Origin of the sequence: Paraglaciecola aquimarina (genome assembly GCF_032464635.1) — a bacterium.
GTDB classification, from domain to species: Bacteria; Pseudomonadota; Gammaproteobacteria; order Enterobacterales; family Alteromonadaceae; genus Paraglaciecola; species Paraglaciecola aquimarina.
In genome coordinates, this window is sequence record NZ_JAWDIO010000002.1 from 1,918,726 (window position 1) to 1,942,598 (window position 23,873).

Here is a 23,873-nt window from a genome sequence, read left to right on the forward strand (position 1 = left end):
TTGTCGAACTGGGCTTGTTGCAGAATTTTTTGCAAGTGCTGCGGTATGACTAATAAGTTGGGATTTTGTTGCGTAATGTTTTGATTGATAGGGTGATTGGAATTAAACCATGCGTCAGGGATAAAGTGAGTTTCGGGCAGCGGAACATCTGTTCTATTTAAAGTAGAACTGCAGGCAGTAATTAACAGAAATGTACAGGAAAGAAAAAATTTACCCATCAAGCTACGCTATTTTACATAAGATTTTATAAAGTTCCGATCATAATATTTTTTCACGTGAAAAAGGGATTTAAATGTAAATGTTGTGTAATGTTACTTTCGAGGAGCTTGAGTATAACTTCTTGGGAGTGGGAGACAGAGGGAGTTAAAAATATCAAAGCCAACAAACTGCTGGCTTTGATTGTATACTAGATAACTTAATTATGATGACTTTCGTCGAACCCAAATCACGCTAGCAATGACTAATAGTAACCAAGTTGTTGCGCCCCCTGAAGCGTTGTTTGAGCTAGGTTGGCTAGGCGTTGGCTCGGTTGGAGTGGGGGCGGTTGGCGGTGTGACAACTTGGTCAGCTATAAAGGTTACATTTTGAACAAAACCTTTATCTTCACCTTCTGCAGTGGCGGGATCTTTACTATAGACCCAAGTAATAAGGTGAAAACCATCGCCTAAAGTTAGTGGGGTATTTTCATCGGCATAAGTATGTACATCAACTTCACCACTGATATATTCAATTAATTGACCATCTATGTATAACTGTAAAATGTCGAATGGATCTTCGCCTTCCTCTTCATTTACTTCTGAAGACACTCCCCAGTCAAAATTCAAAGAGCCAGAGCCATTAATCAAGGCTAATAGAATACTCTCTTCTCGGTCACCAATATTGCCACTTTCTACCCCTTCTGTGGCGTTGCTAACCCATGCTTTGTCACCACCAGAATACCAGCTCAAGTTATTATTGCTGGGGCCTGCTACGCCTGATAATGAGTTTGCTGGGCCAACGGCGAACCCCACTAATTTTGCTTGGCTAACCTTAATATTATCGTTAGTGCTGATAATAATCTTGGCTAAATCGTCGCCCGTAGTTTGTGGATTGTAATTAACCACTAACTGACAACTAGCACTTGGCGCTAAGGTATTGCAATCACTGGCGTCTAAACTAAAGGCAGTATCTCCTTCAATGTTAAAATTGACGTTGGTTGTGGTGCCTGAGTTATTTACTACTTTTAGCGATGCGCTGGTGGCGAAATTGACAGGCACAATGCCAAAATCCTGTAATTGCTGAATGGCAATCCCTTCGGTTAGGGCATCCAGCCAATCGGTGAATTCTGCCACTCGGGTATATACTCCTGAGTACTCTGGATCGGCACAACCCACACCAAAGCTAACAATACCTACCTGCTGTAATCCTTCATTCGTGTTAATGACAAGAGGACCACCACTATCACCTTGGCATGAGCCTTGTTCTATAATGCTTGTGGCACAAATCATGGCATTGGTAATGGTACCATTCGAAAATTCTCGCTCACATTGCTCGTTGCTCAATAATGTCAAATCTACTTGGTGCAATATATTGGGATAGTTAGAGGTGGGGCCTTCTCCTGCAACGTAGCCTGTTCTGCCTCCCCAACCAGCCACGGTTGCCGTAGAGTTGGCAATAGCGGCTTCTCTAGTCGTAGTATCGCTAGCCAAGCGAACGGCCGGAGCATTAATTGATTCGGTCAATTCTACAAGGGCAATATCGTTGTTAATGGCGTCTGCGTCATAATCGGGATGAATATAAATATTAGCAATAGGGCTAGCATTTTCAGCACCATCAGATAGGTCATACTCCCCCACATTCATTTGGAATAAAAATGCATTAGATGAGTCCACACAATGAGCGGCTGTTAGAACCCATTTATCACCCAAAAACGACGCACCACATGTGGCATCTTGGCGTAAGTTGCTCACTGCAGAAACACTTATCTCGGCTGTCTCACCGACTAAGTCAAGTAATTGCTCCCCTTCTGTTTGAGTAACCGCAACTAAAGGGATACGTCCGCTAAAGTCGGTGCCCACCGTGCCCGATATTAAACCTTCAACATTATTATAAATAATCGCCCCGACGCCACCAGAGGTTTCACAATTAAGCGCTTTCTCGGCAAAAGTATTGGTTCCTCGCTTAATTAAGCAAATTTTCTTTTGTACATTTACACAGGGTTGTAGGCCGTCACCACAAGAAACTATCTCGCCAGATACATTGCCACTAGGACCTGAAGTAAAGTGCTGAGTTTGGTATAGAGCGGAATTAACTGACAATGATGTATTGACGGCTTGAGAAGTTAAAACATATGCCGTCATCCACGGCCAATTTTGTTGAGATGCTATTTCCCCTCCGACAATTCTGGGTGTAATGATGTTGGTATTTGCTTGAGTGCTAGGACGAGTGGTCGAATCAGCGGCATTGGAGGCAATGGGTAACGCCATAAAAGTCGTCAATGCCAAGGTCACGAGCGCACGCTTTTGCTGAATGGGATTATGCATAAATTCCTTGATTTGGCATATGAAGTTTATTTTATAAAACATAACTTGCTCACCTTACTGCTATGGAATGGGTAAATAGTTTGAATTTGTCATCGTCATTGATGCGCCGCCTAGTGTCAACCAAATATAGGTGCAAATCAGTCATTGTGATAAATTTTTGATAACTTGCCGTTATACAAAAGTAGGGCAGAGAGGAGAATAGATGTAAATACTTGCTCAAGTCTTGGCTGAATGATGCGATAACCTCAGTAACGACGAATTTACATCTGGATGATCTGTTGCTCGCGCCTAATGACGTTACTGAACAAACTCCACTGACAGGACTCGATCCAGTGATAGTGCGCGATCGCGAATTAAATGGAGAAATTAATAGAGCTTCAGCACAGGGAGCTAAGTTTGCTTTACTATTAGCGATGTTAGAGCAAAACAACTTATATCGTCCAACGCTATACGAACCTCCAGCCGTAGAATTAGACAAAACAACCGCATCAACCTTGCATTTTTATCGTTCATCGCCGCTTATGGCCGATGCCGAAAGTTGGCAAAATATTTCTCAGACTAGAATGCTAGTCAGTGCAGGTCATATACATAGCGCCCAACTTTGGTTAGCCATGCATCCAGAGCCATTGTCACAGTTTAACAACCCGTTGCAGATTGAAGCTCAAGTAATGGCCAATTGCAGCTACCCCACGCAAAATCGTTTACAGCAAAAAATTGATAATACAATTGACGTAAATGAAGCAGGCCTATACGACATACTACAAGAGCTAACGACAGCCGTATAATGTATAAAGCTGTCCACTAAGCCTAAGCAATTGACATCAGAAAAATAAAAGTAGCAACAGGCCTTTCTTATGTTGGTTAAGCTAATTGGTTCCCGCAGTATACTTTTACTTCAATTAACCCTAGCTCGATATATGGACTCATTTTGTTTGAGTCGATACTATCTGCGGTGTAGGTTGGTGGAGTCCATACATCGAGTTCAGGTAACTTATTAGCTGTAATGAAAGTACGACTAAAATTCATATCTCGATCATCTGGCTCCCGCTGTTGAAGTAAGTGGCATTCAAGCTGAACTAAGAAATCTTGGTTTTGCCTACGGTTCTATAGATTGCGTAGCTGGAAGTCACAATCATGCCAATTTACATGCGCTTCAATTGTTCAACCATTGCCGAGTGGGGGAAGCCCCAAAGGCTGTAAATTAGCTATTGACGCCATAGTCTCTTGTTAACATTTTTACGCCACCAGTGAAAGTTTCGAGGAGTATTGGCTCCGCCCGCGCTTGGGAAATTGATACCAACAGCTAAACAAATTGAGAGCTAAGGTAGTGCTTAGCTATAGATTGTGCCGTCATAAATAGAAAGGGGGCGGCCATAACGCCAATTTTTGCATCTTACATTTGCTTACGTTAGTCGTACATTTCTTCTACAAAGTGCCTCAAGAAACATATGAGTGATGAGCTTATTATTCTCGTATCGTTTATTAGAAAGTTTCACTTAGGAAGTTATCATTATGAAAAAAACTCTTACTAGCATTGCCTTATTCTTGGCCTCATCATCTGCTTTTGCAGAAAGGGAGTATCCTCAAAACCCAGTATTACGACCTCTAACTCTAACAGATGGCACCATTTCAGTTAGTGGTGCGATAGCAATAGGAGAAGAGAAGGATGAAAGTCGCAGGGAGCTTAATATAAGTGCCGCTTATGGATTAACGGATAACTTAACTATTGGTTTAGGCGGGATTAATTATCGTGTTTTAGCTCGACCGGGCAACGACGTTGGCTTGGAATTAGCGATAGGTGTAGGTGTTAGAGGATTTCAAGAGTCAACATTACATGGAGACTCAGTTGGTTATGGTGTCGACTTAAACGGTAAATATGTGCTCAATCAAGATATCGCGATGCTTTTCTCCTTAGGTTATGTGAAGTGGGATGAAGAAAAGTTGCAGAACAAAGATGAGTACCGTTATTCATTGGGCATGCAGGCAAATGTCGTAAAAGATTGGACTGCAAATGTAACCTATACATACCGAGACCTAAAAGACTTTGTGCAGCAAGACGCGCATCAAGTGAGTGTGGGTTTGAATTACGCCTATACCAATAATATCGACATGGGCGTATTTGCGGGTTACTCAAATTTTGATGCGCAAGAAAATGGTTACAAGCTCGACAACAGTTTAGAGCGATTAGCTGGTATTTATACCACTTATCGTTTTTAGATGAACAATATGGAATGAGGCCAAGTACAGCAGTGCTCACCAGCACTGCCCCCCCAATCAAGACACCCATGCCCCCCCAATCAAGACACCCATAATTAAATTCGACGAATCCGCAATTTGAACTAGACTAATGGTAGTGATTCAACCAAGGATGGCCATGATGCCTCAGTCTCGTAAAAGCCAAATCAGTTTAGTCGACACCCCTTATTATCATTGTGTTTCACGCTGTGTTCGCCGTTCATTTTTGTGTGGTGAAGATACGTTGACAGGCCAGAGCTATGAACATAGGCGGGCTTGGGTTGAAACACGCTTGCTTCATTTAAGCCGCATCTTTGCTATCGACATTTGCGCCTATGCGGTGATGAGCAATCACACTCATGTGGTGCTGTGCGTGAACAAACCCTTGGCTGAGCGCTGGACGGTGAAACAAGTGCTCGTTCGCTGGCATCAACTGCATAAAGGCACCTTGTTGTCGCAGCGGTTTATGCGAGATGACACGTTGAGCAAGAGTGAACGGCATACCCTTCTAGAAACCGTTGAAATTTACCGGATGCGTTTGTATGACATCAGTTGGTTGATGCGTAATCTTAATGAGTACATAGCCCGAGAAGCCAACAAAGAAGATGCCTGCACAGGCAGATTCTGGGAAGGACGGTTTAAGTCTCAAGCACTACTCGATAAATCCGCCCTACTGGCCTGCATGGCTTACGTGGACTTAAACCCCATTCGCGCCAATATGGCCAACACACCTGAGGACTCTGACCACACCAGTATTCAAACCCGGATACAAGCTTTGAGACAACACCAGCAACCCAAAGGTTTAATGCCATTTGTTGGCAACCCTAAGGCAAAACATGCCGAGAGGCATCGCTTTTTCACTAAAAGATTACTGCGACCTCATCGACACCACAGGTCGTGTTATCAGAGATGATAAGTCAGGATTAATCGATACACAGCAACAGCCCATTCTACAAAGGCTAGGCCTAAACGACGAACAATGGTTGACCTTAACCACAGAATTCGAAAAGCACTTTTGTTACGCTGTAGGCAGTGAACATTTAATGCGAAACTTCAGCCTACACACCCAACATCAAAAAATACGAGGCATAGGTAAAGCCAAAACCCTACTCAAACACGCTTAGCCTTTTTTTCAAAGTAACAAACCTCATCAACATCGCTGTTGAGAATTAGCACGCCTGATATTCACCACACCCCACAAAATCACGTCATCATACCCGCAAACATCGTCAATTTAGTTGTTTTAAGCATAATTTAAACCGAATGGATTAGAAAAGCGGGACCTGAGATGGTTTAAAGCTCGATTTTGTTATGGGTGCCTCAATAGGGAGATTCTATTATGGGTGTCTTAAATAGAGGGGGATGGGGCTATTATTTAAATGTTTTCCAGTTTATTGATAAAGATAGCATTAACTCTCTCAACGATAGTGCTTTGGGTTGGCTTTTACCTTTGTGATTCCAATTATGTCCGCAACACGCTGCGGTAAATACTGTTTTGTTGGGTTTGAGGAGCTTAAGGTTAAGTACATCTGCTTGACGAATGGAGTCTTCGACGAAGGTGCCGTCAAAGGCGAACCAGCCAAATTTATTAGCGTGGAGTTTGGCGTTTTCTCGGTCTATTCTGTCGATTGAGTCTAACTCAATATGTTCCGCACCTAAGGTGTCTACATGTATGGCAATACATCGTCCCAATTGACTATTGTCGATAAACCATTGTTCAGTTTTGTCTGGGTCGGCTTTGTCTGCCATACATTTTGCGGCTTGTTTGCCTTGCCAACTGGCATTATGGATGTCGATTTGTAAAGGAGATTCTTTCTGTAACAGGCTATCGGCGGCGCGTTTTATATGGTGTTTTAATCCACCTAGTTTACGTTGTAACAAACTGATATTACTGATTTTTTGTTGAGATAAGTTCGCGAGCTCTCTTTCATATAAAGCATTACAAAGTTCCGCAAAATGCAGCTGACGTTGGTCGTCAGAAAAAATGTCTACCTGTTTAGATGAGGGGATCAGCATTGTGTAAATTTATGTTACCTGAACATTACGAAAGTGATTAATTAAACGGTAGCTAAATCAAAAATGGCCAGCGTTAGCCGACCATTTTATACTCAAAATCGTTAAGTTGCAGTTAATATTATACAAAGAACACTATCTGCTACTTATTAAAGTCAGGTTCACCGAATTTAATTACTGACCTTTAACTTCTGATAAACCGTTAAAAACTGCTTTATCACCTAAGAATTCTTCAATACGTAATAATTGATTGTACTTAGATACACGATCAGAACGACACAAAGAGCCAGTCTTGATTTGACCTGCAGCTGTACCTACCGCTAAATCAGCGATAGTCGCGTCTTCAGTTTCACCTGAACGGTGAGAGATAACAGCAGTAAAACCAGCATCTTTAGCCATTTTGATAGCAGCTAATGTTTCAGTTAAAGAACCGATTTGGTTAAACTTGATTAAGATAGAGTTACCAATACCGTTTTCAATACCGCGGGCTAAAATCTTAGTGTTGGTAACGAACAAGTCATCACCTACGATTTGAACTCTGTCACCTAGTAATTTAGTTTGGTAAGCAAAACCGTCCCAATCTGACTCGTCTAAGCCATCTTCAATTGAAACAATTGGGTATTGATCACAAAGTGTTGCTAAGAAATCAGAGAATTCGTTAGCGGTAAATTGCTTGCCTTCGCCTTTAAGGTCATAAATTGCTGTTTCTTTGTTGTAGAACTCAGAGGCTGCGCAATCCATAGCTAAAGTTACATCTGAACCTAGCTCATAACCTGCCGCCGCAACCGCTTCTTTGATTACAGCTAATGCATCAGCGTTCGATGCTAAATCTGGAGCGAAACCACCTTCATCGCCAACAGCAGTGTTAAGGCCTTTTGCAGACAGTACTTTTTTAAGTGCGTGGAAAATCTCAGCACCCATACGTAAAGCTTCTTTAAAGCTTTTCGCACCAACAGGTTGAATCATGAACTCTTGGATATCAACGTTGTTGTCAGCATGTTCACCACCGTTGATGATGTTCATCATTGGCAATGGCAAAGAATAAACACCTGGCGTGCCGTTTAGGTCAGCAATGTGTTCAAATAATTGTACGCCTTTGGCATTTGCTGCTGCTTTAGCTACCGCTAAAGAAACCGCTAAAATCGCATTCGCACCGAATTTTTCTTTGTTTTCAGTGCCATCTAAGTCGATCATGATTTGATCGATTTCAGCTTGTGCAAGGGCATCTTTACCAACTAATGCAGGAGCGATGTTGTCATTGATTGCGGCAACGGCTTTCAAAACCCCTTTACCTAAATAACGGGTTTTATCGCCATCGCGTAATTCTAACGCTTCGCGAGAACCTGTTGATGCACCTGATGGAGCAGCAGCACGGCCCCATACACCAGACTCTAAATATACATCTGCTTCTACAGTTGGGTTACCACGAGAATCCATGATTTCGCGAGCAATAATTTTACTGATATTTGACATTCTTGTGACCTTAAATTGATTAAAAGTTAAAGGGTCTTTGACCCACCGTTCTTTTAATTATAATTTCTAATTATTTTGCTTAAAGTATTCTCCCGCAGCTTTCACAAACCCTTCGAAAAGAGGGTGTCCGTCACGAGGTGTAGAGTTGAATTCTGGGTGAAATTGACCCGCGACAAACCAAGGATGGTCGGGCAATTCGATTACTTCAACTAAACGTTTGTCAGTTGATAGGCCAGTAACTTTTAAACCGGCTGTTTCAATTTGTTCACGTAAGTTGTTGTTTACTTCATATCTATGTCTATGGCGCTCATAAATTTCATTTGAACCGTATAGGTCATGTACTTTACTACCATAAACTAAGTGACACAACTGGCTTCCCACACGCATGGTGCCACCTAAGTCAGAGTTTTCGCTACGAGACTCTTTAGAGCCATCTGCATCTAACCATTCGGTTATTAACCCTACAACAGGATAAGGTGTGTCAGGATCAAACTCTGTGCTGTTCGCGTTTTCCATGCCAACTACATTACGGGCATATTCAATTAGCGCAACTTGCATACCTAAACAAATACCTAAATAAGGTATGTTGTTTTCACGAGCATACTTGGCCGTGGCAATTTTACCTTCAATGCCACGCTCGCCAAATCCGCCTGCAACTAAGATTGCATCTAGGTTTTGTAGTACTTGCTCGCCTTTACTTTCAATATCTTGAGAATCAATGTGCTTGATGTTGATCGCCAGTCGATTTTTTAAGCCCGCATGTTTGAGTGCTTCATTAACTGACTTATATGCATCAGGCAATTCAACATATTTTCCAATCATGCCAATGGTAATTTCGCTAGTAGGGTTAGATTCAGCATACAGAACTTGTTCCCACTCGGTTAGGTCTGCTTCTGGGCAGGCTAAGCCAAAGCGTTCAACTACTAATTCATCTAGCCCTTGGGCTTTTAACATTGCTGGAATTCTATAGATGCTATCGACATCCCGTAATGAAATTACGGCTTTGTCTACCACATTGGTAAATAATGCTATTTTTGAACGTTCGTTTGAAGGTAATGGCACCTCAGAGCGGCAAACCAAAATATCTGGTTGCACCCCAACCGAGCGCAACTCTTTGACCGAGTGCTGGGTGGGTTTAGTTTTCACTTCGCCAGAAGCGGCCAAGTAAGGTACTAAGGTTAAGTGCATAAACATGGCTCGATTACGACCGACTTCTACTCCCAATTGGCGAACTGCTTCAATAAAGGGTTGAGACTCAATGTCGCCTACTGTGCCACCGATTTCTACGATCGCTACGTCAACCCCTTCAGAACCATCAATTACGCGACGTTTAATTTCGTTGGTAATGTGAGGTATAACCTGAATGGTTGCACCGAGATAATCACCACGGCGTTCACGTTTAAGCACTTCTTCGTATACTCGGCCAGTGGTGAAATTGTTTTTCTTGGTCATACGGGTACGAATGAAACGTTCGTAGTGACCTAAATCTAAATCTGTTTCTGCGCCATCGTCAGTAACAAATACTTCACCATGCTGAATAGGGCTCATCGTACCTGGATCAACATTAATATAGGGGTCAAGCTTGAGCATGGTAACTTTCAAGCCACGAGCTTCTAAAATTGCCGCAAGTGAGGCTGCAGCAATACCTTTCCCAAGTGATGAAACCACACCACCTGTGACGAAAATATAGTTTGTCATGATTACCCTAAAGGCGTTTGAGTTGAACAGTTTTGTATTGATTTATACTATTTTTAGGCTAATTAATAGACAATAAAAATCATTACCAGACGGCGCAGCATTATAGACAAAATCTATGTCACAGACAATTCAAAAGCGTCAATGAGTCTAAAATATTCGGTTAAGGTATATTCCAAAAACGAATCAATCCCAAATAAAGCAAAATTAAAGAAAAGAGCTGGCTAGCTTTCCCAATCGCTGTACTGCCTGTTGTAAGCCTGTGTGCCAAACTTGGTTAATGCTCAAGCGTAAACAATGATCATATTGGCCGGACATACTAAAGGTGTGTCCGGGCATAAAACAGATGTTTTCGCTGACCGCCAAATTGTAAAGGTTGATTGCCTGTAATTGATTTGGCAACTCTACCCATAGAAAAAATCCGCCCTGTGGCTGCGAAACACGAGTTCCTTCAGGAAAACATTGCAGTACACAGCTTTGCAAGTGCAATATATTTTGCTGCAAGGTTTGGCTTAACTTACGTATATGCGCCGGATAACTCTGCGAGTATAAATAATCAGCCATCGCCAATTGGCAAGGAATGTTGCAGGTGATATTTAGTGCGACTTTATGACGAATCAGGCGTGGTAACAACGGCTTAGATGTTATCCAACCTAAACGCATATTGGGCGCAAGGTCTTTCGAAAACGACGAACAATATACGATATAGCCTCCATGATCATAGGAGAATGCCGGCGCAGCAAGGGTTTGACTGTAATCTAGACTGCCAAAAGTGTCATCTTCGATAATGTAGACTTTGTATTGTTTGGCCAGTTGAGCCAATTGCTTTTTTATTCGCGTCTCCAACGTAAAACCCATAGGGTTACTCGCGGTGGCGCTAAAAATAAGGGTGCTAAAAAGCGCCTTGGTCGAATAACTCTGCAAGGTGGGTCATGTCGGGACCATTAGCACCACAGTGTATCTCAAGAATCTGCCGTTTGGCATGTTTGAGAGCGGTGAGTAAACCACTGTAACAAGGGGTTAGAATGGCGACAGTGTCATCGCGTTCGGTAATTTGCGCCAATACGACATTGACAGCTTCTAGGCAGCCATTGGTAACAATCACTTGCTCTGAATTAAGAGAACATTGCCGTTGCTGCATGATATTGACAATGGCTTGACGCAGTTTCAATTCGCCCTGAGTATGACCATAACTGTTAGTCGTCAGACTTGCTTGCTTAGCCGTTCGTTTGAAAGAGCGTCGCAATTCCGCGGATGGGCGTAACGAGCTATCTAGGTAGCCATTGCTTAACCCTATTTGGTCGTAGGTTAGGGCATTTTGCAATATTTCAAAAATAACGTCTGACTGATCATGTTCAATCGACACCGACTTCAATTTGGGTTTACTCAACATGGGAATGGCGGGTTGGGCTTTCACATAAAAACCAGACTGAGCTTTAACGTCTATTACGCCCTGACTTTGCAACCACTCGTACGTTTTAGTGGCGGTAGCCAAACTTACTTGGTGCTGTTTGGCAAACTTTCTTAGTGCCGGTAACGCCTGCCCCGCTTGTAGGTGGGCGCTGTTTATTTCACTCAGTATTAACTCAGCCAATTGTTGGTATTTGAATGCCATATGGGGATGCCTCATTCGTTGTGGTTTTTATTGTACTGGTTTTTTTAAAAAATTGAGTCTGTTATGGTTTTTGCAGTGGCTTTATTATCGGTTTAAATAAGATAGCGATGGAAGAATAAATTATGCAACTTTGGATACACCAATGGGTTAGCCCAATTTTTATGCGCTGCAACGTATCTATGAGCGGGCAAACTAAAGGTCTATTGCTAGGCACAATAGCGGTGTTGTTATTCAGTTTTACCTTACCTTTAAGTGCATATGTGACACAGCAACTCGATCCATGGTTTGTGGGATTAGGCAGAACCGCTTTTGCTGGTATATTTGCCGCAGGCATTTTATGGGGTAAAGGTGTGTCTCGTCCCACTAGGTATCAATTTAAGTGGTTGGCTTTAAGCGCGCTAGGGATCACCTTTGGTTTTCCGGTGAGTATTTCGATTGCGATGAGTTTAACTGAGTCTTCTAGAGGCATTATTGTGGTGGGGATCCTGCCCTTAGTAACAGCGGTAATGGGTGCAGTTTTAGCGAAAGAGCAGATGCCTAAAAAGTTTTGGTTTTTCGCTGTTTTGGCTGCTGTTTTAGTGTTTGCCTTTACTGCTACACAACAAACTTCTGGGCCACAATGGGCAGATTTACTTTTATTGGTGGCTGTATTCACTGCAGGTTTTGGTTATGCCACTGGTGGCAGGTTGTCTAAAGAAATGCCCGGCTGGCAAGTTATTAGCTGGACACTGGTTATCGCCATGCCGTTTTTTTGGTTGCCTGCGTTTTTGCTATTTCCAGCCCAGCCATTCCAAATCGACTTGGGTATTTGGGGAGGTTTTGTGTATTTAACCGTGGTCAGCCAGTTATTTGGTTTTTTCATATGGAACGCTGCTATGGCAATCGGTGGTATAGCAGTGGTCAGTCAAACGCAGTTATTGCAGGTATTTTTTTCATTATTGATTTCAAGTTGGATGTTTGCTGAGGCCTTGGATAATGAAATTTGGTTGTTTGCTATTTTGATCATTTTTATCGTGGCACTAGGTAATCAAAATAAACGATCTAGCGATAGACATAATACTAACGCCAAATCCAATTGCGAATAGTCCGGCCATGTCAGTGATGGTCATTGCGTGTTAAGGAAAACTGGATTGTTTGGCAGAAAATGGTCATCAAGTTTGACCATTGGTTTCGCAGGTATTGCGAGAAAATTTTGGAAAAGAGGTCAATCAGTATGTCTGAATTTCAATATATAACGTAAAGACTGGTTAGGCGCATCTAACACCTCAGTTCCGCCACCAGACTTTAAGCCGGTGGCAATGACATCGATATCAGCGGTGCCAAAAGGTAAACCTTTTAATACCGCAACACCTAATTGACTTGTTTGTCGCTCGAATTCTTGGCCGTCCGCATAAGTCACAATAATTTTGGCATTGGCTACAGGGCTGAGCTCGTCGTCCGCTTTTTGTACACTAATGGTCAGTTCTGTTTCTTCAATTACGGCGACAGGCTCTATTAGGTCTTTGGTTAGCGTGGCTGGCTCAAGTTCTTCTTCGAGCTTGGTTTCTTGTTGGGCATAACTCAAGCGGCAAGTGCTTAAGCCAAGGCTAATCCAAATGAGAATTCTAGCTATCGACATTAATATCCTATCTCCGAGTTAATGAGTTTTCGCTTGCTATTTTGCAATTCAGCTATTACTTCATCGTAATATGGTTTTTCCTTCATGCCAGCTCGGGAGCCAGGAAAGTAAATCAATGCTAGTTCTGCGCCGTATTCTGACCACCTAGTGAGTACAATAGCGATACGTTGTGCGTGAGATAAACGAGAATTGTCGATTAATGGAAAGTCAAAAAAGCCGACCTTAAAGACTAAATCTATCTCTGGATCAAAACGATTATCGGGAGAACCTGTTTCTAGACGTACTTTTACCTCTGATGTTTCAGGGTAACTGTGTAGCACTTCTACAAAGATATATCGCTGCTCTTCACTGTTTGGCATGTCTGAACGAATGGGTAAAATTAATTCATCAAAAGATTGGGAATTATCCTTAATATCGTCAAAATCTAAGGTGAATTTCTGTAATATCCCGCCATCAGCTAACGACGCTAATTGTTTGTCAATGACCTCTGCGGCTACTCTTTTCAGCTGTTCGAGTAAGTTTAGTTTGTATTCACTTAAATCTGTAGTTGTGTATTTTTTGAGGTTAACACCTGAGGTTTCTGCTTGGTTTAGAACGGCGTCTTTTTCGTCTGCATGTGCTAGTTCTCTGTTGAGCTCTGACAGGCTAAGTGTATCAATCTTTTTGGCGATATGTTTGAACAATGGGCTAAGGTCGATAATGTCGTGAAAGTTATAGGCTAGTAATTCTAGGGCCAATACTTTCTCGTCTAACGAGGCTTTTTCTGGGTCGAGAAATGCTTTGATAATAGAGTTAAACATTTCTTTGCGTAAATCGCTGTCTGCCTTTTCTCGGCTGCTCATTATTTCTGTATATAACCGACGATTAGTTTCTTCCGCTTGTTGTCGCTCAATAATATTGGTGGTGAAATACCCTACTGCGGCTAAAGCAAGTCCAGTAAATAGCCCACCTAAAGGTTTTAATAAAATGTCTATTTTATCCCACTTGTCTCGGCCTTTTTTAGTTTCTATTTCGGACATTTTAAATTCTCACTAGTTTCTTTGCAGTATATTTAAAATTGTACCGAGTGGGGGCTGCGTAGGAGACGATTTGAATAGCAGCTGAAGCTTGGCCTTTTATTTGTAGACTGAGGGTACAGGGGCCCTCTTTGGATACATTGATACTATAACGGCCATAATCCTGAATAGCGCCTGAGAAAGAACTACCACTACATGTAATTTTGATGCTGGAATTCTTTGCCACGGCTTTGCCATTAAACTGAATTGCACCATAAATTTTACCAGCCAAGGCTGTATGAGGGCTCAACAACAAGACCCCAACAGCCGTCCAGATGATCATTTTCATTAGGCATACCCTTTGTTTGCTCTGTTATTTTTAAAAAATAGCAGCTTAAAAGGAAATGGCTAACTTTTAACTAAAACCAATCATTTTTGATATAGGATTACTCAGATCGTATCTAATTGTCGTGGTCTTTTGTGGCTAATAACTTTAGCTGATATAACTGCTCTAAAGCTTGTTTGGGAGTTAGCTCATCGGGATCGATTTGTTTTAGTTTTATTCTCAATTCATCTACTGCATCTAGCAAATCTAGTTGTTGCTCTTGCTGTGGCATCGGTTGTGGTGTGGGACTGGGTTGGTTTTCGAGTTCGGCGAGTTTATATTTGGCTTGTTGGATTACAATTCTTGGGACACCGGCCAACTGTGCAACTTGCAAACCGTAACTGCGATTGGCTGCACCTTCTTGTACTGCATGCATAAAGCGAATGGTTTCTTGGTGCTCAACAGCATCTAAATGTACGTTAGCTAATTCTGGTAAGGTCTCTGCTAGCTGGGTTAGCTCAAAGTAGTGGGTGGCAAATAAGGTATAAGATTGCAGTTTTTGCGCGAGGTATTCTGCACAGGCCCATGCTAAGGATAAGCCGTCGTAAGTACTGGTGCCACGGCCTATTTCATCCATTAACACTAAACTATTTGCGGTGGCATTATTCAGAATATTGGCAGTTTCGGTCATCTCAACCATAAAGGTAGAACGGCCAGAGGCTAAATCATCAGATGCACCAATGCGCGTGAAAATACGATCGATAGGCCCGATTTGGGCATTCTCTGCTGGAATAAAGCTGCCAATGTAGGCCATCAAAACGATCAAAGCAGTTTGCCGCATATAAGTAGATTTACCGCCCATGTTGGGGCCGGTTATAATCAACATGCGTCTGCTTGGGTTGACCGCAATCGGATTGGCAATGAATGGGCTTTTCATAACGTGTTCGACCACAGGGTGACGACCTTGACCAAAGTGAATGCCCGGCTGTTCGCTAAGTTCAGGGCAGTGATAATCTAAGGTTTCGGCCCGTTCGGCTAAATTGGTTAATACATCCAGTTCGGCTAAGGAATCGGCACTGAGCATTAAACGTGATAGCTCGGGTAGTAAAATATCGAACAATTCTTCGTACAAGCGTTTTTCTAGGGCCAGCGATTTACTTTGGCTGGTGAGCACTTTGTCTTCGTGCTCTTTTAACTCTTGGATAATGTAACGTTCATTGTTCTTGAGGGTTTGCCTACGAACATATTCGGCGGGCACTTGGTCGGCATAGTTGCGACCCACTTCGATGAAAAATCCATGTACTCGGTTGTAGCCAACCTTTAAAGTGGATATGCCTGTACGCTCCTTCTCTCTTTGTTCTAACTCATCTATATAATCGGTTGCACCTTTGGATAGGGCCCGTAATTCGTCTAACTCAGCGTTATAGCCAGTTTTGATCACGCCACCATCACGAATTAAAACCGGTGGGGTTTCTTCAATGGCACGTTCTAGTAAGTCAGCAAAAGCCGGAAACTGACTTATATCGTTAGCCAATTGCATTAAGCCAGTATTGGCCGAATCTGCTGACTGGTCGGTAACAAATGCTTGAATTTCTGGCAGTAATTTAAAAGCCTGTCTTAACCTTGCAAAATCGCGAGGACGAGCGGAACGTAAAGCTAAACGGGCTAATACTCGTTGCATATCACCCACTTGTTTAAGTGAACTCTGCAATTGTGGGTAATCACTATTTAGCAAAGACTGAATGTTAACTTGCCTTTGTTTTAGTATTTTAGTGTTCGTTAGTGGGCGATGTAACCATCTTTGTAATAATCGACTGCCCATAGGCGTAGAGGTTTTGTCTAACACACTGGCTAAGGTGTGCTCTTTACCTCCGGCTAAGTTTTGGGTCAGCTCTAAATTGCGCCTTGTGGCAGCGTCCATTAACACTGTGTCGCTTTCGGTCTCGAGTACAATACTGCGAATGTGAGGCAGGGCGCTTCTTTGAGTGTCTTTTACGTACTGCATGACACAACCCGCTGCACAAATGCCTATTTTACTATTAGCAACACCAAAACCATTGAGTTCCTTAGTGCCAAATTGTTGATTCAGTTGAGTGCTGGCCGTATCAAAATCATATTCCCATTGCGGACGTCGGCGCAGGCCTTTTCGTTGCTCTATCAAATGAAAAAACTCAAAGTCTTCTGGATATAACAGTTCGGCTGGCTCTGTTCGCTGAATTTCGGCGGCTAAGGCTTCGATATCTTGTGGTTCACATAGGGCAAATCGCCCGGTACTGACGTCTAATGTCGCATAGCCAAAATACACCTTACTTTGCTGCTTAATGCTTACCACCGCAGCCAAAATGTTGTCTTGCTTGTCTTCGAGTAACGCTTCGTCTGACACTGTGCCTGGAGTCACGATTCGCTGTACTTTTCTTTCTACTGGCCCTTTGCTGGTGGCAGGATCGCCCACTTGTTCAACAATCGCTACTGACTGGCCCATTTTCACTAAGCGGGCGAGGTAGTTTTCTACTGCATGATAAGGCACGCCAGCCATGGGAATGGCGTTACCACCTGATTTACCACGGGCAGTGAGAGAGATATCTAAAAGCTCAGCAGCTTTTTTCGCATCATCAAAGAATAGTTCGTAAAAATCACCCATACGGTAAAACAATAAAATATCGGGGTGTTCAGCCTTTATAGTTAAATACTGCTGCATCATTGGAGTGTGAGATTGCAAAGCAGGGCTGACAGAGGGTGACGCTTGGGTGTTTTTTGATGGCATTTGACGACTATTTCTAATAACTAAATTTCTGGCCCGTATTTTGGCTGATTTTGTTAGCGAAGTCTTGGGAGAATTTACAAAAATTGACTCAGTCTTAGCCCTTAGAAAACCCCACTCTGGTATTTTAGTTACGTAAATAGCACATAGAAGCTTGCTTGGTGAGTAAAATCATACTGGGTTACTGTTATTTTAGTAAGATAAATTCTATCAAGAGTCGTTATTTTATGGTCGAAGTAAATCTCGATAGCTTATCTAGTCTAGTGTATTAAATGTAAACGTTAATATTTATTGTGGAGTTGTTTACAGTGTTGTGGCATTATGATTTTGCATTGATAATAGACATGTCGATGTAAACGTTGATATTTCGTTCCCTTTTGTTAAAACTGTAAATTGGCGAATTAATGAATAAAATAATCTATCCAATTGTGCTGCAAATGAGTTTATTTATTTGCTTAGTGTCTTGTCCGTTATTAGCACAGGGCAAAAGCGATGTCCGTTTAGCAGCAGAGCAGCGATTAAAATATTTGACTTTGCCTGATGGACTAAAAGCAGATGTTTGGGCTGATGAAACATTAACCCAGAATCCAGCCTTTTTTAGTTTTGATGAACAAGGTCGCATGTTTATCGCTGAGATAGAACGAGTGAATCGAGGCGTGGCTGATATTCGCTCTATGTCTCAAGATATGTCAGTTCGAGATATTTCTATTGTGACAATGGAAGATCGCTTGAAAATGTATAAGTCGCCACTTTTTCAACGTAAGTGGCCAGATAAATTTTATACTGATTTCTCAGATAAAATCCGTTTAGTGAGTGATGGCAATAGTGATGGTATTGCTGATACAACCAGCTTATTTGCTGATGATTTCAATCAGCCTCTAGATGGTTTGGGATCTGGCGTAATTACACGTGACGGTAAAGTGTATTACACCAACATACCCCATCTTTGGCAGCTAGAAGACAAAAATAATGATGGTGTTTCTGACGAACGTACTTCACTGCAATATGGTTTTGGTACGCGGGTTAGTTTTATTGGGCACGACTTGCATGGGCTTGCGTGGGGACCTGATGGCCGTTTGTATTGGTCGATAGGAGATCGGGGCTATCATCTTGAAACAAGAGAAGGAACAGTCTTATCAGGTCCAAGTCGAGGAGCTATTTTTCGTTCTAATGCTGACGGTTCAAATATTGAAGTGTTTTATCATGGTTTACGGAATCCTCAAGAACTAGTGTTTGACGAGTATGGTAATTTATTTACTGCCGACAATGATGGTGATAAAGGTGACAACGAACGCATAGTTCACGCTATTGAAGGAGGAGATTCGGGATGGCATGCGGGACATCAAAGCATTATGAGTGCCAGTAAAAAGTTGGATTTACGTTCCCTGAAATACACGGGAATTCCTGATGTGCCAGTGTCTTGGTTAGTCAATAAGATGTCGATTCCTCGAAACCAAGATCAACCTGCTTTTATGTTGCCTGGGATTGGCAAGTTATTTACTGGGCCGTCGGGTATTACCTATAACCCTACTGATAACTTAGGCGAAAGCTGGCGAAATGTGTTTTTTATTGCCCATTATTCGGGCACACCTTCTAATGGTTATATTTCTACTTTCAAGACCAGTCAAAATGGCGCTTCGTTTCTAGCAATTGAGCAAAAAACCGTTTTTAAAGGTAGTAATGTTACGGATTTGGAGTTTGGACCTGATGGGCGCTTATATCTAAGTGAGTATAATTATGGAGGTTGGAAACCAGCGAACGAAGGCTCAATATTTACCCTAGCGCCAATAGAAGAGTCAAAGCAACAAAAAGCGAAACGAACTCGGTATAAACAGCTGTTAACCTCCAATTTTGCAGATAGGTCTGTTCAAGAATTGACCGAGTTATTGGCAGTTGATCATTTGAGTGTACGTCAACGGGCACAATTTGCTTTGGCTAAAAGAGGTAAGCTAGGCCAAAATAGTTTTTATCAATTAGCTTTAGATCCTCAGCAAGATACTTATAGTCGGATCCACAGTATTTGGGGGCTAAGTCAGCAGATTTTTGAGTTAAAACATAGTAACAATACCCTTAGAAAGTTGCTTCCTTTACTAGAAGATGAAAATCAACAAGTACGAATTCAGACTGCACGGGTTTTTGCTGATCATGCAGTGAAGTTTGCAGAACCATCGTTAATTAAAGTCCTTGATGAAAATAATGACCAAGCCTCTATGTACGCAGCCTTTGCTTTAGGGAAGATTAACAGTACTGCAGCAGTACCCAGCATTATTCGTAAACTTATGCAGATACAAGATAACGATTTGTGGCTACGCCATAGTTTGGTCATGGCATTAGCAGGTATCGATAAAGAAAGTTGGTTGCAGCATAAAAAGCATTCATCAAAACATGTGCGCATGGGCTTACTGTTAGCTCTACGTCAACTTAAAGCGACTGAATTAGCTATTTTTCTACGAGACTCTGAGCTGGGTATCGTTGATGAAGCCGTGATGGCAATAGTCGACACAGGTTTGACAAGTTTACGGCCCCAAGTCGCTAAGGTGTTGTCTGCTTCTCGCCAGCAAAACTCAGATGCTGAACGTTATATGCATCATCGAATTATTAACGCCAACTTTAATTTAGGTGATCGCGACAGCGCCCAAAGATTGCTTGAGTACGCAGCGACACCAGGGTTACATGATAGATTGGCTGCGGAAGCGTTAGCAGCTATAGAAGGGTGGCATGAGATTAACCCAATTGATACTGTAACAGGGCTACCCACAACCGCAGATTACAATCGCGCCAATATCCAAGACTTAGTTACGCAGTATTTACCTAAGCTCATTGCGACTACAAAAGGTCATGGGCTGGTACAGAGTATGCGTTTAGCCAGCGAGGTTAGTTACCATATTGATTCAGTACTACTTGGAAATATTGTGGTAGACGCTGAGGCCAACACCCCTATTCGTATGCAGGCGATGGATACCCTTGTCAAACGTAAGGACGAGACTACTTTATCTATAGTGAAACAAGTGCTTAACGACTCAGACTTCTTGGTTATTAATAAGGCGCTAAGTATTGTTTCGCAACTAGATCATGGGGCGAGTATTAATTTAGTAGAGAACTTTCTAACAACGGGTACAGTAAATCAGCAAAAGGCTGCACTAAATATACTAACGGATAACCCTCCGGATCATGTTAATGAGATTATTTTGCGGCTGTTGAACAAACTTAAACAAGGCGATGTAGTTGCGGATGTGATGCTGGAGTTAATTCAAGCGGCAGAGCGCAACCTAGATCCTCGAGTCAAAACTAGAATTTCCCAATATCAAGAGCAATTATCGACTCAAGATGTATTGGCTCAATTTGCTAGTACAGCGGCAGGCGGTGACCCTCGAGAAGGAGAAGCTATTTTCTTCAATGATGGTGCTGCACAGTGTGTTCGTTGCCATAGAGTTGAAAATAGAGGTTCCTCGTGGGTTGGACCTAATTTGGGCGCTATAGGTGCAACACATAATGGGCAGTACATTCTTCAAGCGCTGGTTGATCCCAGCGCTGTGATTGCCCCTGGTTTTGGCACCGTTACCTTAGAGCTGCATTCTGGCGAACTGCAAATTGGTAAGGTGATGGTTGAAGACCGTGACACAATTACTTTAGAGCAGGGTCGAGATAATGTAATAAAAGTTTATCAAAGGAAAAACATCAAATCGTTAAAAAATGCTATGTCGGGTATGCCCCCAATGAATCACATCTTAGGTAAAGAGAAAATACGCCATTTGGTTGCTTACTTGAAAACACTGCAAGGTAAGAATACTCAAGCTGAAAAAGGTCATTAATCTTGATAAATACTGGATAGCGGTCACGTAGTTGTAGGCTACTAGGCCATGCTGATCGCGATCTGTTTTTTACGGAACGACAAGTTGGCTGCTGTAATTGGCACTAGTATTAGTGATATTAATTAACCTGAATCCTAGATAAGCCGAACCTCTCGATAACGCTCTTTTTGCGTCTAGCTGCGTTGGATTGTTTAGCAATAACACGCTATTACGTACAACAATCCGCCTTGCTATACACGAGAAATTTCGTTACCGAGTAACATTTAGCTGAGGTTATGTGAACAAAAAAAGTACATTAAGTAATTGAATTATATTGGTATTGTTTAACTTAAACGATACTTCTTATCCAGAGCTCAGGTTAATTAGACATTTTATTGACAATTCGATCCTGTTCGTCCGTCAATAGCCATTAGGAGAGTAAAAATGTTCCATCATGTTAAAGCGGTAATGATATTGTCAGTGGTCGCTGTATTTGCCGCTTGTTCGTCTGGTTCATTCGATAGTCAAAAGTCAACCCAAACTGCAGTGCCTCCCATAAGCGTACAGTTATGGTCAGTGAAAGATTTTATTAAGAGCGATTTTAAAGGGACCTTAAAAGCAATAGCAAGTATGGGCTTTGAAGGTGTAGAGTTTGCTGGTGAATATGGTCCTTATAAGCATGATCCAGTAGGTCTTAAGGCGTATCTAACATCCATTGATTTAAAAGTCAGTGGCATACATGTTGGATTAGGCCAGTTACGTTGGAAAAACTTAGATAAAACCATCGACTTCGCGAAAAAGTTAGGGGCTAAGATGATTATTATTCCTGCAGCGACTGAAGCATGGACTGGCGAGGGCATCGACCGATTAATCGAGGAGCTGACCCAATTAACAATGTCTCTAGGTAAGCATGGGTTAGTGTTGGGGTATCATAATCACAAACAAGAGTTTGAGGATTATAAAGATAGCACTTTTGGGATTACATAGCGAAAAATACTCCTCAAAGCATGATGTTACAACTCGATATCGGTTGGGTTAACTATGCTGGTAAAGATCCAATTGAGTATGTTAGACGATACGCAGGGCGTACGTTAGCGACTCATATCAAAATAAGAACGAATGCGTCAGGGCAAAGTCCAATTATTGGCGAAGATGACTACCCTTGGGCAGAGTTAATCAAGGTTCTGAGCAAAGATGGGGGCACCCAATGGTTAGTTATAGAGCAAGAAGAATACTCAAAGGGGCGCACTTCATTGTCGACTGTGGCTGCATCTAAAAAAGGTTTAGATAAGATTATTCAAACGCTGTAGCTATCCTGGTAAACCTATCACATATTGATAGGTGATCTGTCAGAATGTATCCAGTGGTTTTGAACAAGGCGACGTTGTGCTGAAATCGTTGTCCCCTTTCAAACGCCGTTGGTGTAAAGCAAAAATCCGCTGGGATGTTCCTGTGGGCAAGCTTTAGAAGCATATACTCAATGTTGTTAAAACTTAAAAGAGTACAGCTTCCTTTTCAATAATGAGTTATTCAATCAAAGCGATTATTCTAGTGTTTTGCTTATGTGTCTTAAAATTTTCGCTGATAATCATTAAAATGATATTTTTAGAAAATGAAAGAGACAACTCAGATTTTTCGGGTTATCTCTAATTGCAACGAATTCTAATTGAGGTCGGCGACCGAGTTTCTTTCTCTTAACTCAGGCATAAATAAATGTGTTCGGCTAGGAATCGAATTTGCTTTATTGGTAAGTTCTATAGTCAGTTGGGTTGCATAGGTCGCCATTTCAGCAATTGGGTAATCCAATGTGGTTAACTGGGGTTGACAAGTCGAACATACGAAAAGGTTATCAAATCCAATGATGGAAATATCTTCAGGTACACGTTTTCCTGCCTGTTGTAAAGCATGGGCTACTCCTACAGCCATCATGTCGTTGTAGGCAATAATTGCGGTAAATTCTTCTCCACTTGCCAGTAACTGTTGAGTGCTGGCTATTGCCGCGTCAATATTGGGCTCTGCATAGATAATTCGTGAATCTGGGACGGTTAAGTTAGCAGGTGCAAGTCCTTGTTGTACTCCTTTGATCCTAGCCTGAGGATCGCGGTTTCTATAGGTACTTGTTATTAACGCTATCTTTGTATGGCCTTTTTCAAGAAGATATTCTGCTGCAGTTCTACCCCCATTTCGTTGTCGAGCCACACGCAGCGATTTGCCGCATCTTTAATGAATCGATTGATAATGACCAAGCCGGGTACTTCTTCAACCAATTTTACTAAGGTTTCATCATCAGAAAAGTCACTATGCAGAATGATATTCTGACAACCATGCTCTCTTAAAGACTCTATAGCTTGAATTTCACTCTCAGTCTCGTAACTGGAATTCACCATCAATACCTTATATTTGTTTTTACGTGCCGCCGCTTCAATTCCTGCGGCAAATGAACCAAAAAAGGGGCGGACAAATTGGGGGTAACCATGCCGATTAACTCTGAGCGTTGACTTTTCAGTGCTCTGGCGTTGGTATTTGGGCGGTAGCGAAGTTCGGCAATAGCTTTTTTGACTTTTGCTCTGGCTTTGCTACTTACTTTATCCATATCGTGAACAACCCTTGAGACTGTTGCTGTAGATACTCCTGCCAAACGGGCTACGTCTTTTACGGTTGCCATATATTCCTCTTGTTACTCGCTAAAATCTTTAAGTTGCTGAGCTTAAATACTCTCGAAACTTTAAACAGTTTACAAAACGCTGTAAATGAATTTTGTAAATGAGTTAGTTGAAAATCTTTAAATCACAACGTTTACACCCTTGTTCCATATGAGGGGTAACGTTTG

At 42.0% G+C, this 23,873-nt stretch carries 18 protein-coding genes and 2 pseudogenes; 7 read left to right on the forward strand and 13 right to left on the reverse strand.

What is annotated here, in order from left to right:
- Positions 1 to 419: 419 nt before the first annotated feature.
- Positions 420 to 2,522 (reverse strand): trypsin-like serine protease, encoded by a 2,103-nt coding sequence (locus RS130_RS09745; protein ID WP_316025794.1) that lies wholly within the window; start codon positions 2,520 to 2,522, stop codon positions 420 to 422.
- A 212-nt stretch (positions 2,523 to 2,734) separates the two neighbouring features.
- Here RS130_RS09745 and RS130_RS09750 point away from each other — a divergent pair, with 212 nt between their 5' ends.
- Positions 2,735 to 3,307, forward strand: coding sequence for a VC2046/SO_2500 family protein (locus tag RS130_RS09750; protein ID WP_316025795.1), 573 nt, complete (start codon positions 2,735 to 2,737; stop codon positions 3,305 to 3,307).
- Positions 3,308 to 3,383: 76 nt separating this feature from the next.
- Here the strand turns inward: RS130_RS09750 and RS130_RS09755 are convergent, their stop codons facing one another.
- A complete protein-coding gene (locus tag RS130_RS09755) occupies positions 3,384 to 3,548 on the reverse strand; it encodes a hypothetical protein (protein ID WP_316025796.1) in 165 nt (54 codons plus the stop codon).
- A 486-nt stretch (positions 3,549 to 4,034) separates the two neighbouring features.
- On the opposite strand from RS130_RS09755, the gene RS130_RS09760 reads away from it, so the two are divergent.
- Complete coding sequence (locus RS130_RS09760) at positions 4,035 to 4,739, forward strand: outer membrane beta-barrel protein (RefSeq protein ID WP_316025797.1); 705 nt, start codon at positions 4,035 to 4,037, stop codon at positions 4,737 to 4,739.
- Between the two features lie 160 nt (positions 4,740 to 4,899).
- Positions 4,900 to 5,881, forward strand: a pseudogene (locus RS130_RS09765) (transposase).
- A gap of 247 nt (positions 5,882 to 6,128) precedes the next feature.
- Here the strand turns inward: RS130_RS09765 and RS130_RS09770 are convergent.
- The 5 genes from RS130_RS09770 to RS130_RS09790 all read right to left on the reverse strand — a co-directional run bounded on the left by RS130_RS09770 (position 6,129) and on the right by RS130_RS09790 (position 11,553).
- Entirely contained in the window at positions 6,129 to 6,773 is a 645-nt protein-coding gene (locus RS130_RS09770; protein ID WP_316025798.1) for a hypothetical protein, read from the reverse strand.
- 171 nt (positions 6,774 to 6,944) lie between these two features.
- A complete protein-coding gene (eno, locus tag RS130_RS09775) occupies positions 6,945 to 8,243 on the reverse strand; it encodes a phosphopyruvate hydratase (RefSeq protein WP_316025799.1) in 1,299 nt (432 codons plus the stop codon).
- 66 nt (positions 8,244 to 8,309) lie between these two features.
- A complete protein-coding gene (gene pyrG, locus RS130_RS09780) occupies positions 8,310 to 9,941 on the reverse strand; it encodes a CTP synthase (RefSeq protein ID WP_316025800.1) in 1,632 nt (543 codons plus the stop codon).
- Between the two features lie 204 nt (positions 9,942 to 10,145).
- Positions 10,146 to 10,862 carry an aminotransferase-like domain-containing protein gene (locus RS130_RS09785; RefSeq protein ID WP_316025801.1) on the reverse strand — a complete coding sequence of 239 codons (717 nt, stop codon included), beginning with the start codon at positions 10,860 to 10,862 and terminating at the stop codon, positions 10,146 to 10,148.
- Positions 10,831 to 11,553 carry an aminotransferase class I/II-fold pyridoxal phosphate-dependent enzyme gene (locus RS130_RS09790; RefSeq protein ID WP_316025802.1) on the reverse strand — a complete coding sequence of 241 codons (723 nt, stop codon included), beginning with the start codon at positions 11,551 to 11,553 and terminating at the stop codon, positions 10,831 to 10,833. The genes RS130_RS09785 and RS130_RS09790 overlap by 32 nt, the downstream gene beginning before the upstream one ends.
- A gap of 122 nt (positions 11,554 to 11,675) precedes the next feature.
- Here RS130_RS09790 and RS130_RS09795 point away from each other — a divergent pair, with 122 nt between their 5' ends.
- Positions 11,676 to 12,638 carry a DMT family transporter gene (locus tag RS130_RS09795; protein WP_316025803.1) on the forward strand — a complete coding sequence of 321 codons (963 nt, stop codon included), beginning with the start codon at positions 11,676 to 11,678 and terminating at the stop codon, positions 12,636 to 12,638.
- A 119-nt stretch (positions 12,639 to 12,757) separates the two neighbouring features.
- On the opposite strand, the gene RS130_RS09800 is transcribed toward RS130_RS09795, so the two are convergent.
- From RS130_RS09800 to mutS, 4 genes are all read right to left on the reverse strand, one after another.
- On the reverse strand, positions 12,758 to 13,171 hold the full coding sequence (locus RS130_RS09800; RefSeq protein ID WP_316025804.1) for a hypothetical protein: 414 nt from the start codon (positions 13,169 to 13,171) through the stop codon (positions 12,758 to 12,760).
- Complete coding sequence (locus RS130_RS09805) at positions 13,171 to 14,190, reverse strand: hypothetical protein (protein ID WP_316025805.1); 1,020 nt, start codon at positions 14,188 to 14,190, stop codon at positions 13,171 to 13,173. The genes RS130_RS09800 and RS130_RS09805 overlap by 1 nt, the downstream gene beginning before the upstream one ends.
- A 1-nt stretch (position 14,191) precedes the next feature.
- Positions 14,192 to 14,515 carry a hypothetical protein gene (locus tag RS130_RS09810; protein ID WP_316025806.1) on the reverse strand — a complete coding sequence of 108 codons (324 nt, stop codon included), beginning with the start codon at positions 14,513 to 14,515 and terminating at the stop codon, positions 14,192 to 14,194.
- Positions 14,516 to 14,627: 112 nt separating this feature from the next.
- Positions 14,628 to 17,255: a DNA mismatch repair protein MutS gene (gene mutS, locus RS130_RS09815; protein ID WP_316025807.1), complete on the reverse strand. Its 2,628-nt coding sequence runs from the start codon at positions 17,253 to 17,255 to the stop codon at positions 14,628 to 14,630.
- Positions 17,256 to 17,656: 401 nt separating this feature from the next.
- Between mutS and RS130_RS09820 the strand changes: the two genes are divergently transcribed.
- From RS130_RS09820 to RS130_RS09830, 3 genes are all read left to right on the forward strand, one after another.
- Positions 17,657 to 21,064 carry a DUF7133 domain-containing protein gene (locus RS130_RS09820; protein ID WP_316025808.1) on the forward strand — a complete coding sequence of 1,136 codons (3,408 nt, stop codon included), beginning with the start codon at positions 17,657 to 17,659 and terminating at the stop codon, positions 21,062 to 21,064.
- Between the two features lie 423 nt (positions 21,065 to 21,487).
- A complete protein-coding gene (locus tag RS130_RS09825; RefSeq protein WP_316025809.1) occupies positions 21,488 to 22,030 on the forward strand; it encodes a sugar phosphate isomerase/epimerase family protein in 543 nt (180 codons plus the stop codon).
- Between the two features lie 20 nt (positions 22,031 to 22,050).
- A complete protein-coding gene (locus RS130_RS09830; RefSeq protein WP_316025810.1) occupies positions 22,051 to 22,353 on the forward strand; it encodes a sugar phosphate isomerase/epimerase family protein in 303 nt (100 codons plus the stop codon).
- 352 nt (positions 22,354 to 22,705) lie between these two features.
- Here RS130_RS09830 and RS130_RS09835 read toward each other — a convergent pair.
- Positions 22,706 to 23,469 (reverse strand): annotated as a pseudogene (locus RS130_RS09835) (substrate-binding domain-containing protein).
- On the reverse strand, positions 23,430 to 23,708 hold the full coding sequence (locus tag RS130_RS09845; RefSeq protein ID WP_316025812.1) for a LacI family DNA-binding transcriptional regulator: 279 nt from the start codon (positions 23,706 to 23,708) through the stop codon (positions 23,430 to 23,432). The pseudogene RS130_RS09835 and the gene RS130_RS09845 overlap by 40 nt, the downstream one beginning before the upstream one ends.
- Positions 23,709 to 23,873: the final 165 nt, after the last annotated feature.

What these genes read in the sequence shown, in the direction of transcription:
- RS130_RS09745 (WP_316025794.1), bottom strand. Translation starts at nt 2,522, where the DNA reads ATGCATAATCCCATTCAGCAAAAGCGTGCGCTCGTGACCTTGGCATTG.
- RS130_RS09755 (WP_316025796.1), bottom strand. Translation starts at nt 3,548, where the DNA reads ATGAATTTTAGTCGTACTTTCATTACAGCTAATAAGTTACCTGAACTC.
- RS130_RS09760 (WP_316025797.1), top strand. Translation starts at nt 4,035, where the DNA reads ATGAAAAAAACTCTTACTAGCATTGCCTTATTCTTGGCCTCATCATCT.
- RS130_RS09770 (WP_316025798.1), bottom strand. Translation starts at nt 6,773, where the DNA reads ATGCTGATCCCCTCATCTAAACAGGTAGACATTTTTTCTGACGACCAA.
- eno (WP_316025799.1), bottom strand. Translation starts at nt 8,243, where the DNA reads ATGTCAAATATCAGTAAAATTATTGCTCGCGAAATCATGGATTCTCGT.
- pyrG (WP_316025800.1), bottom strand. Translation starts at nt 9,941, where the DNA reads ATGACAAACTATATTTTCGTCACAGGTGGTGTGGTTTCATCACTTGGG.
- RS130_RS09790 (WP_316025802.1), bottom strand. Translation starts at nt 11,553, where the DNA reads ATGGCATTCAAATACCAACAATTGGCTGAGTTAATACTGAGTGAAATA.
- RS130_RS09795 (WP_316025803.1), top strand. Translation starts at nt 11,676, where the DNA reads ATGCAACTTTGGATACACCAATGGGTTAGCCCAATTTTTATGCGCTGC.
- RS130_RS09800 (WP_316025804.1), bottom strand. Translation starts at nt 13,171, where the DNA reads ATGTCGATAGCTAGAATTCTCATTTGGATTAGCCTTGGCTTAAGCACT.
- RS130_RS09805 (WP_316025805.1), bottom strand. Translation starts at nt 14,190, where the DNA reads ATGTCCGAAATAGAAACTAAAAAAGGCCGAGACAAGTGGGATAAAATA.
- RS130_RS09810 (WP_316025806.1), bottom strand. Translation starts at nt 14,515, where the DNA reads ATGAAAATGATCATCTGGACGGCTGTTGGGGTCTTGTTGTTGAGCCCT.
- mutS (WP_316025807.1), bottom strand. Translation starts at nt 17,255, where the DNA reads ATGCCATCAAAAAACACCCAAGCGTCACCCTCTGTCAGCCCTGCTTTG.
- RS130_RS09820 (WP_316025808.1), top strand. Translation starts at nt 17,657, where the DNA reads ATGAATAAAATAATCTATCCAATTGTGCTGCAAATGAGTTTATTTATT.
- RS130_RS09825 (WP_316025809.1), top strand. Translation starts at nt 21,488, where the DNA reads ATGTTCCATCATGTTAAAGCGGTAATGATATTGTCAGTGGTCGCTGTA.
- RS130_RS09830 (WP_316025810.1), top strand. Translation starts at nt 22,051, where the DNA reads ATGATGTTACAACTCGATATCGGTTGGGTTAACTATGCTGGTAAAGAT.
- RS130_RS09845 (WP_316025812.1), bottom strand. Translation starts at nt 23,708, where the DNA reads ATGGCAACCGTAAAAGACGTAGCCCGTTTGGCAGGAGTATCTACAGCA.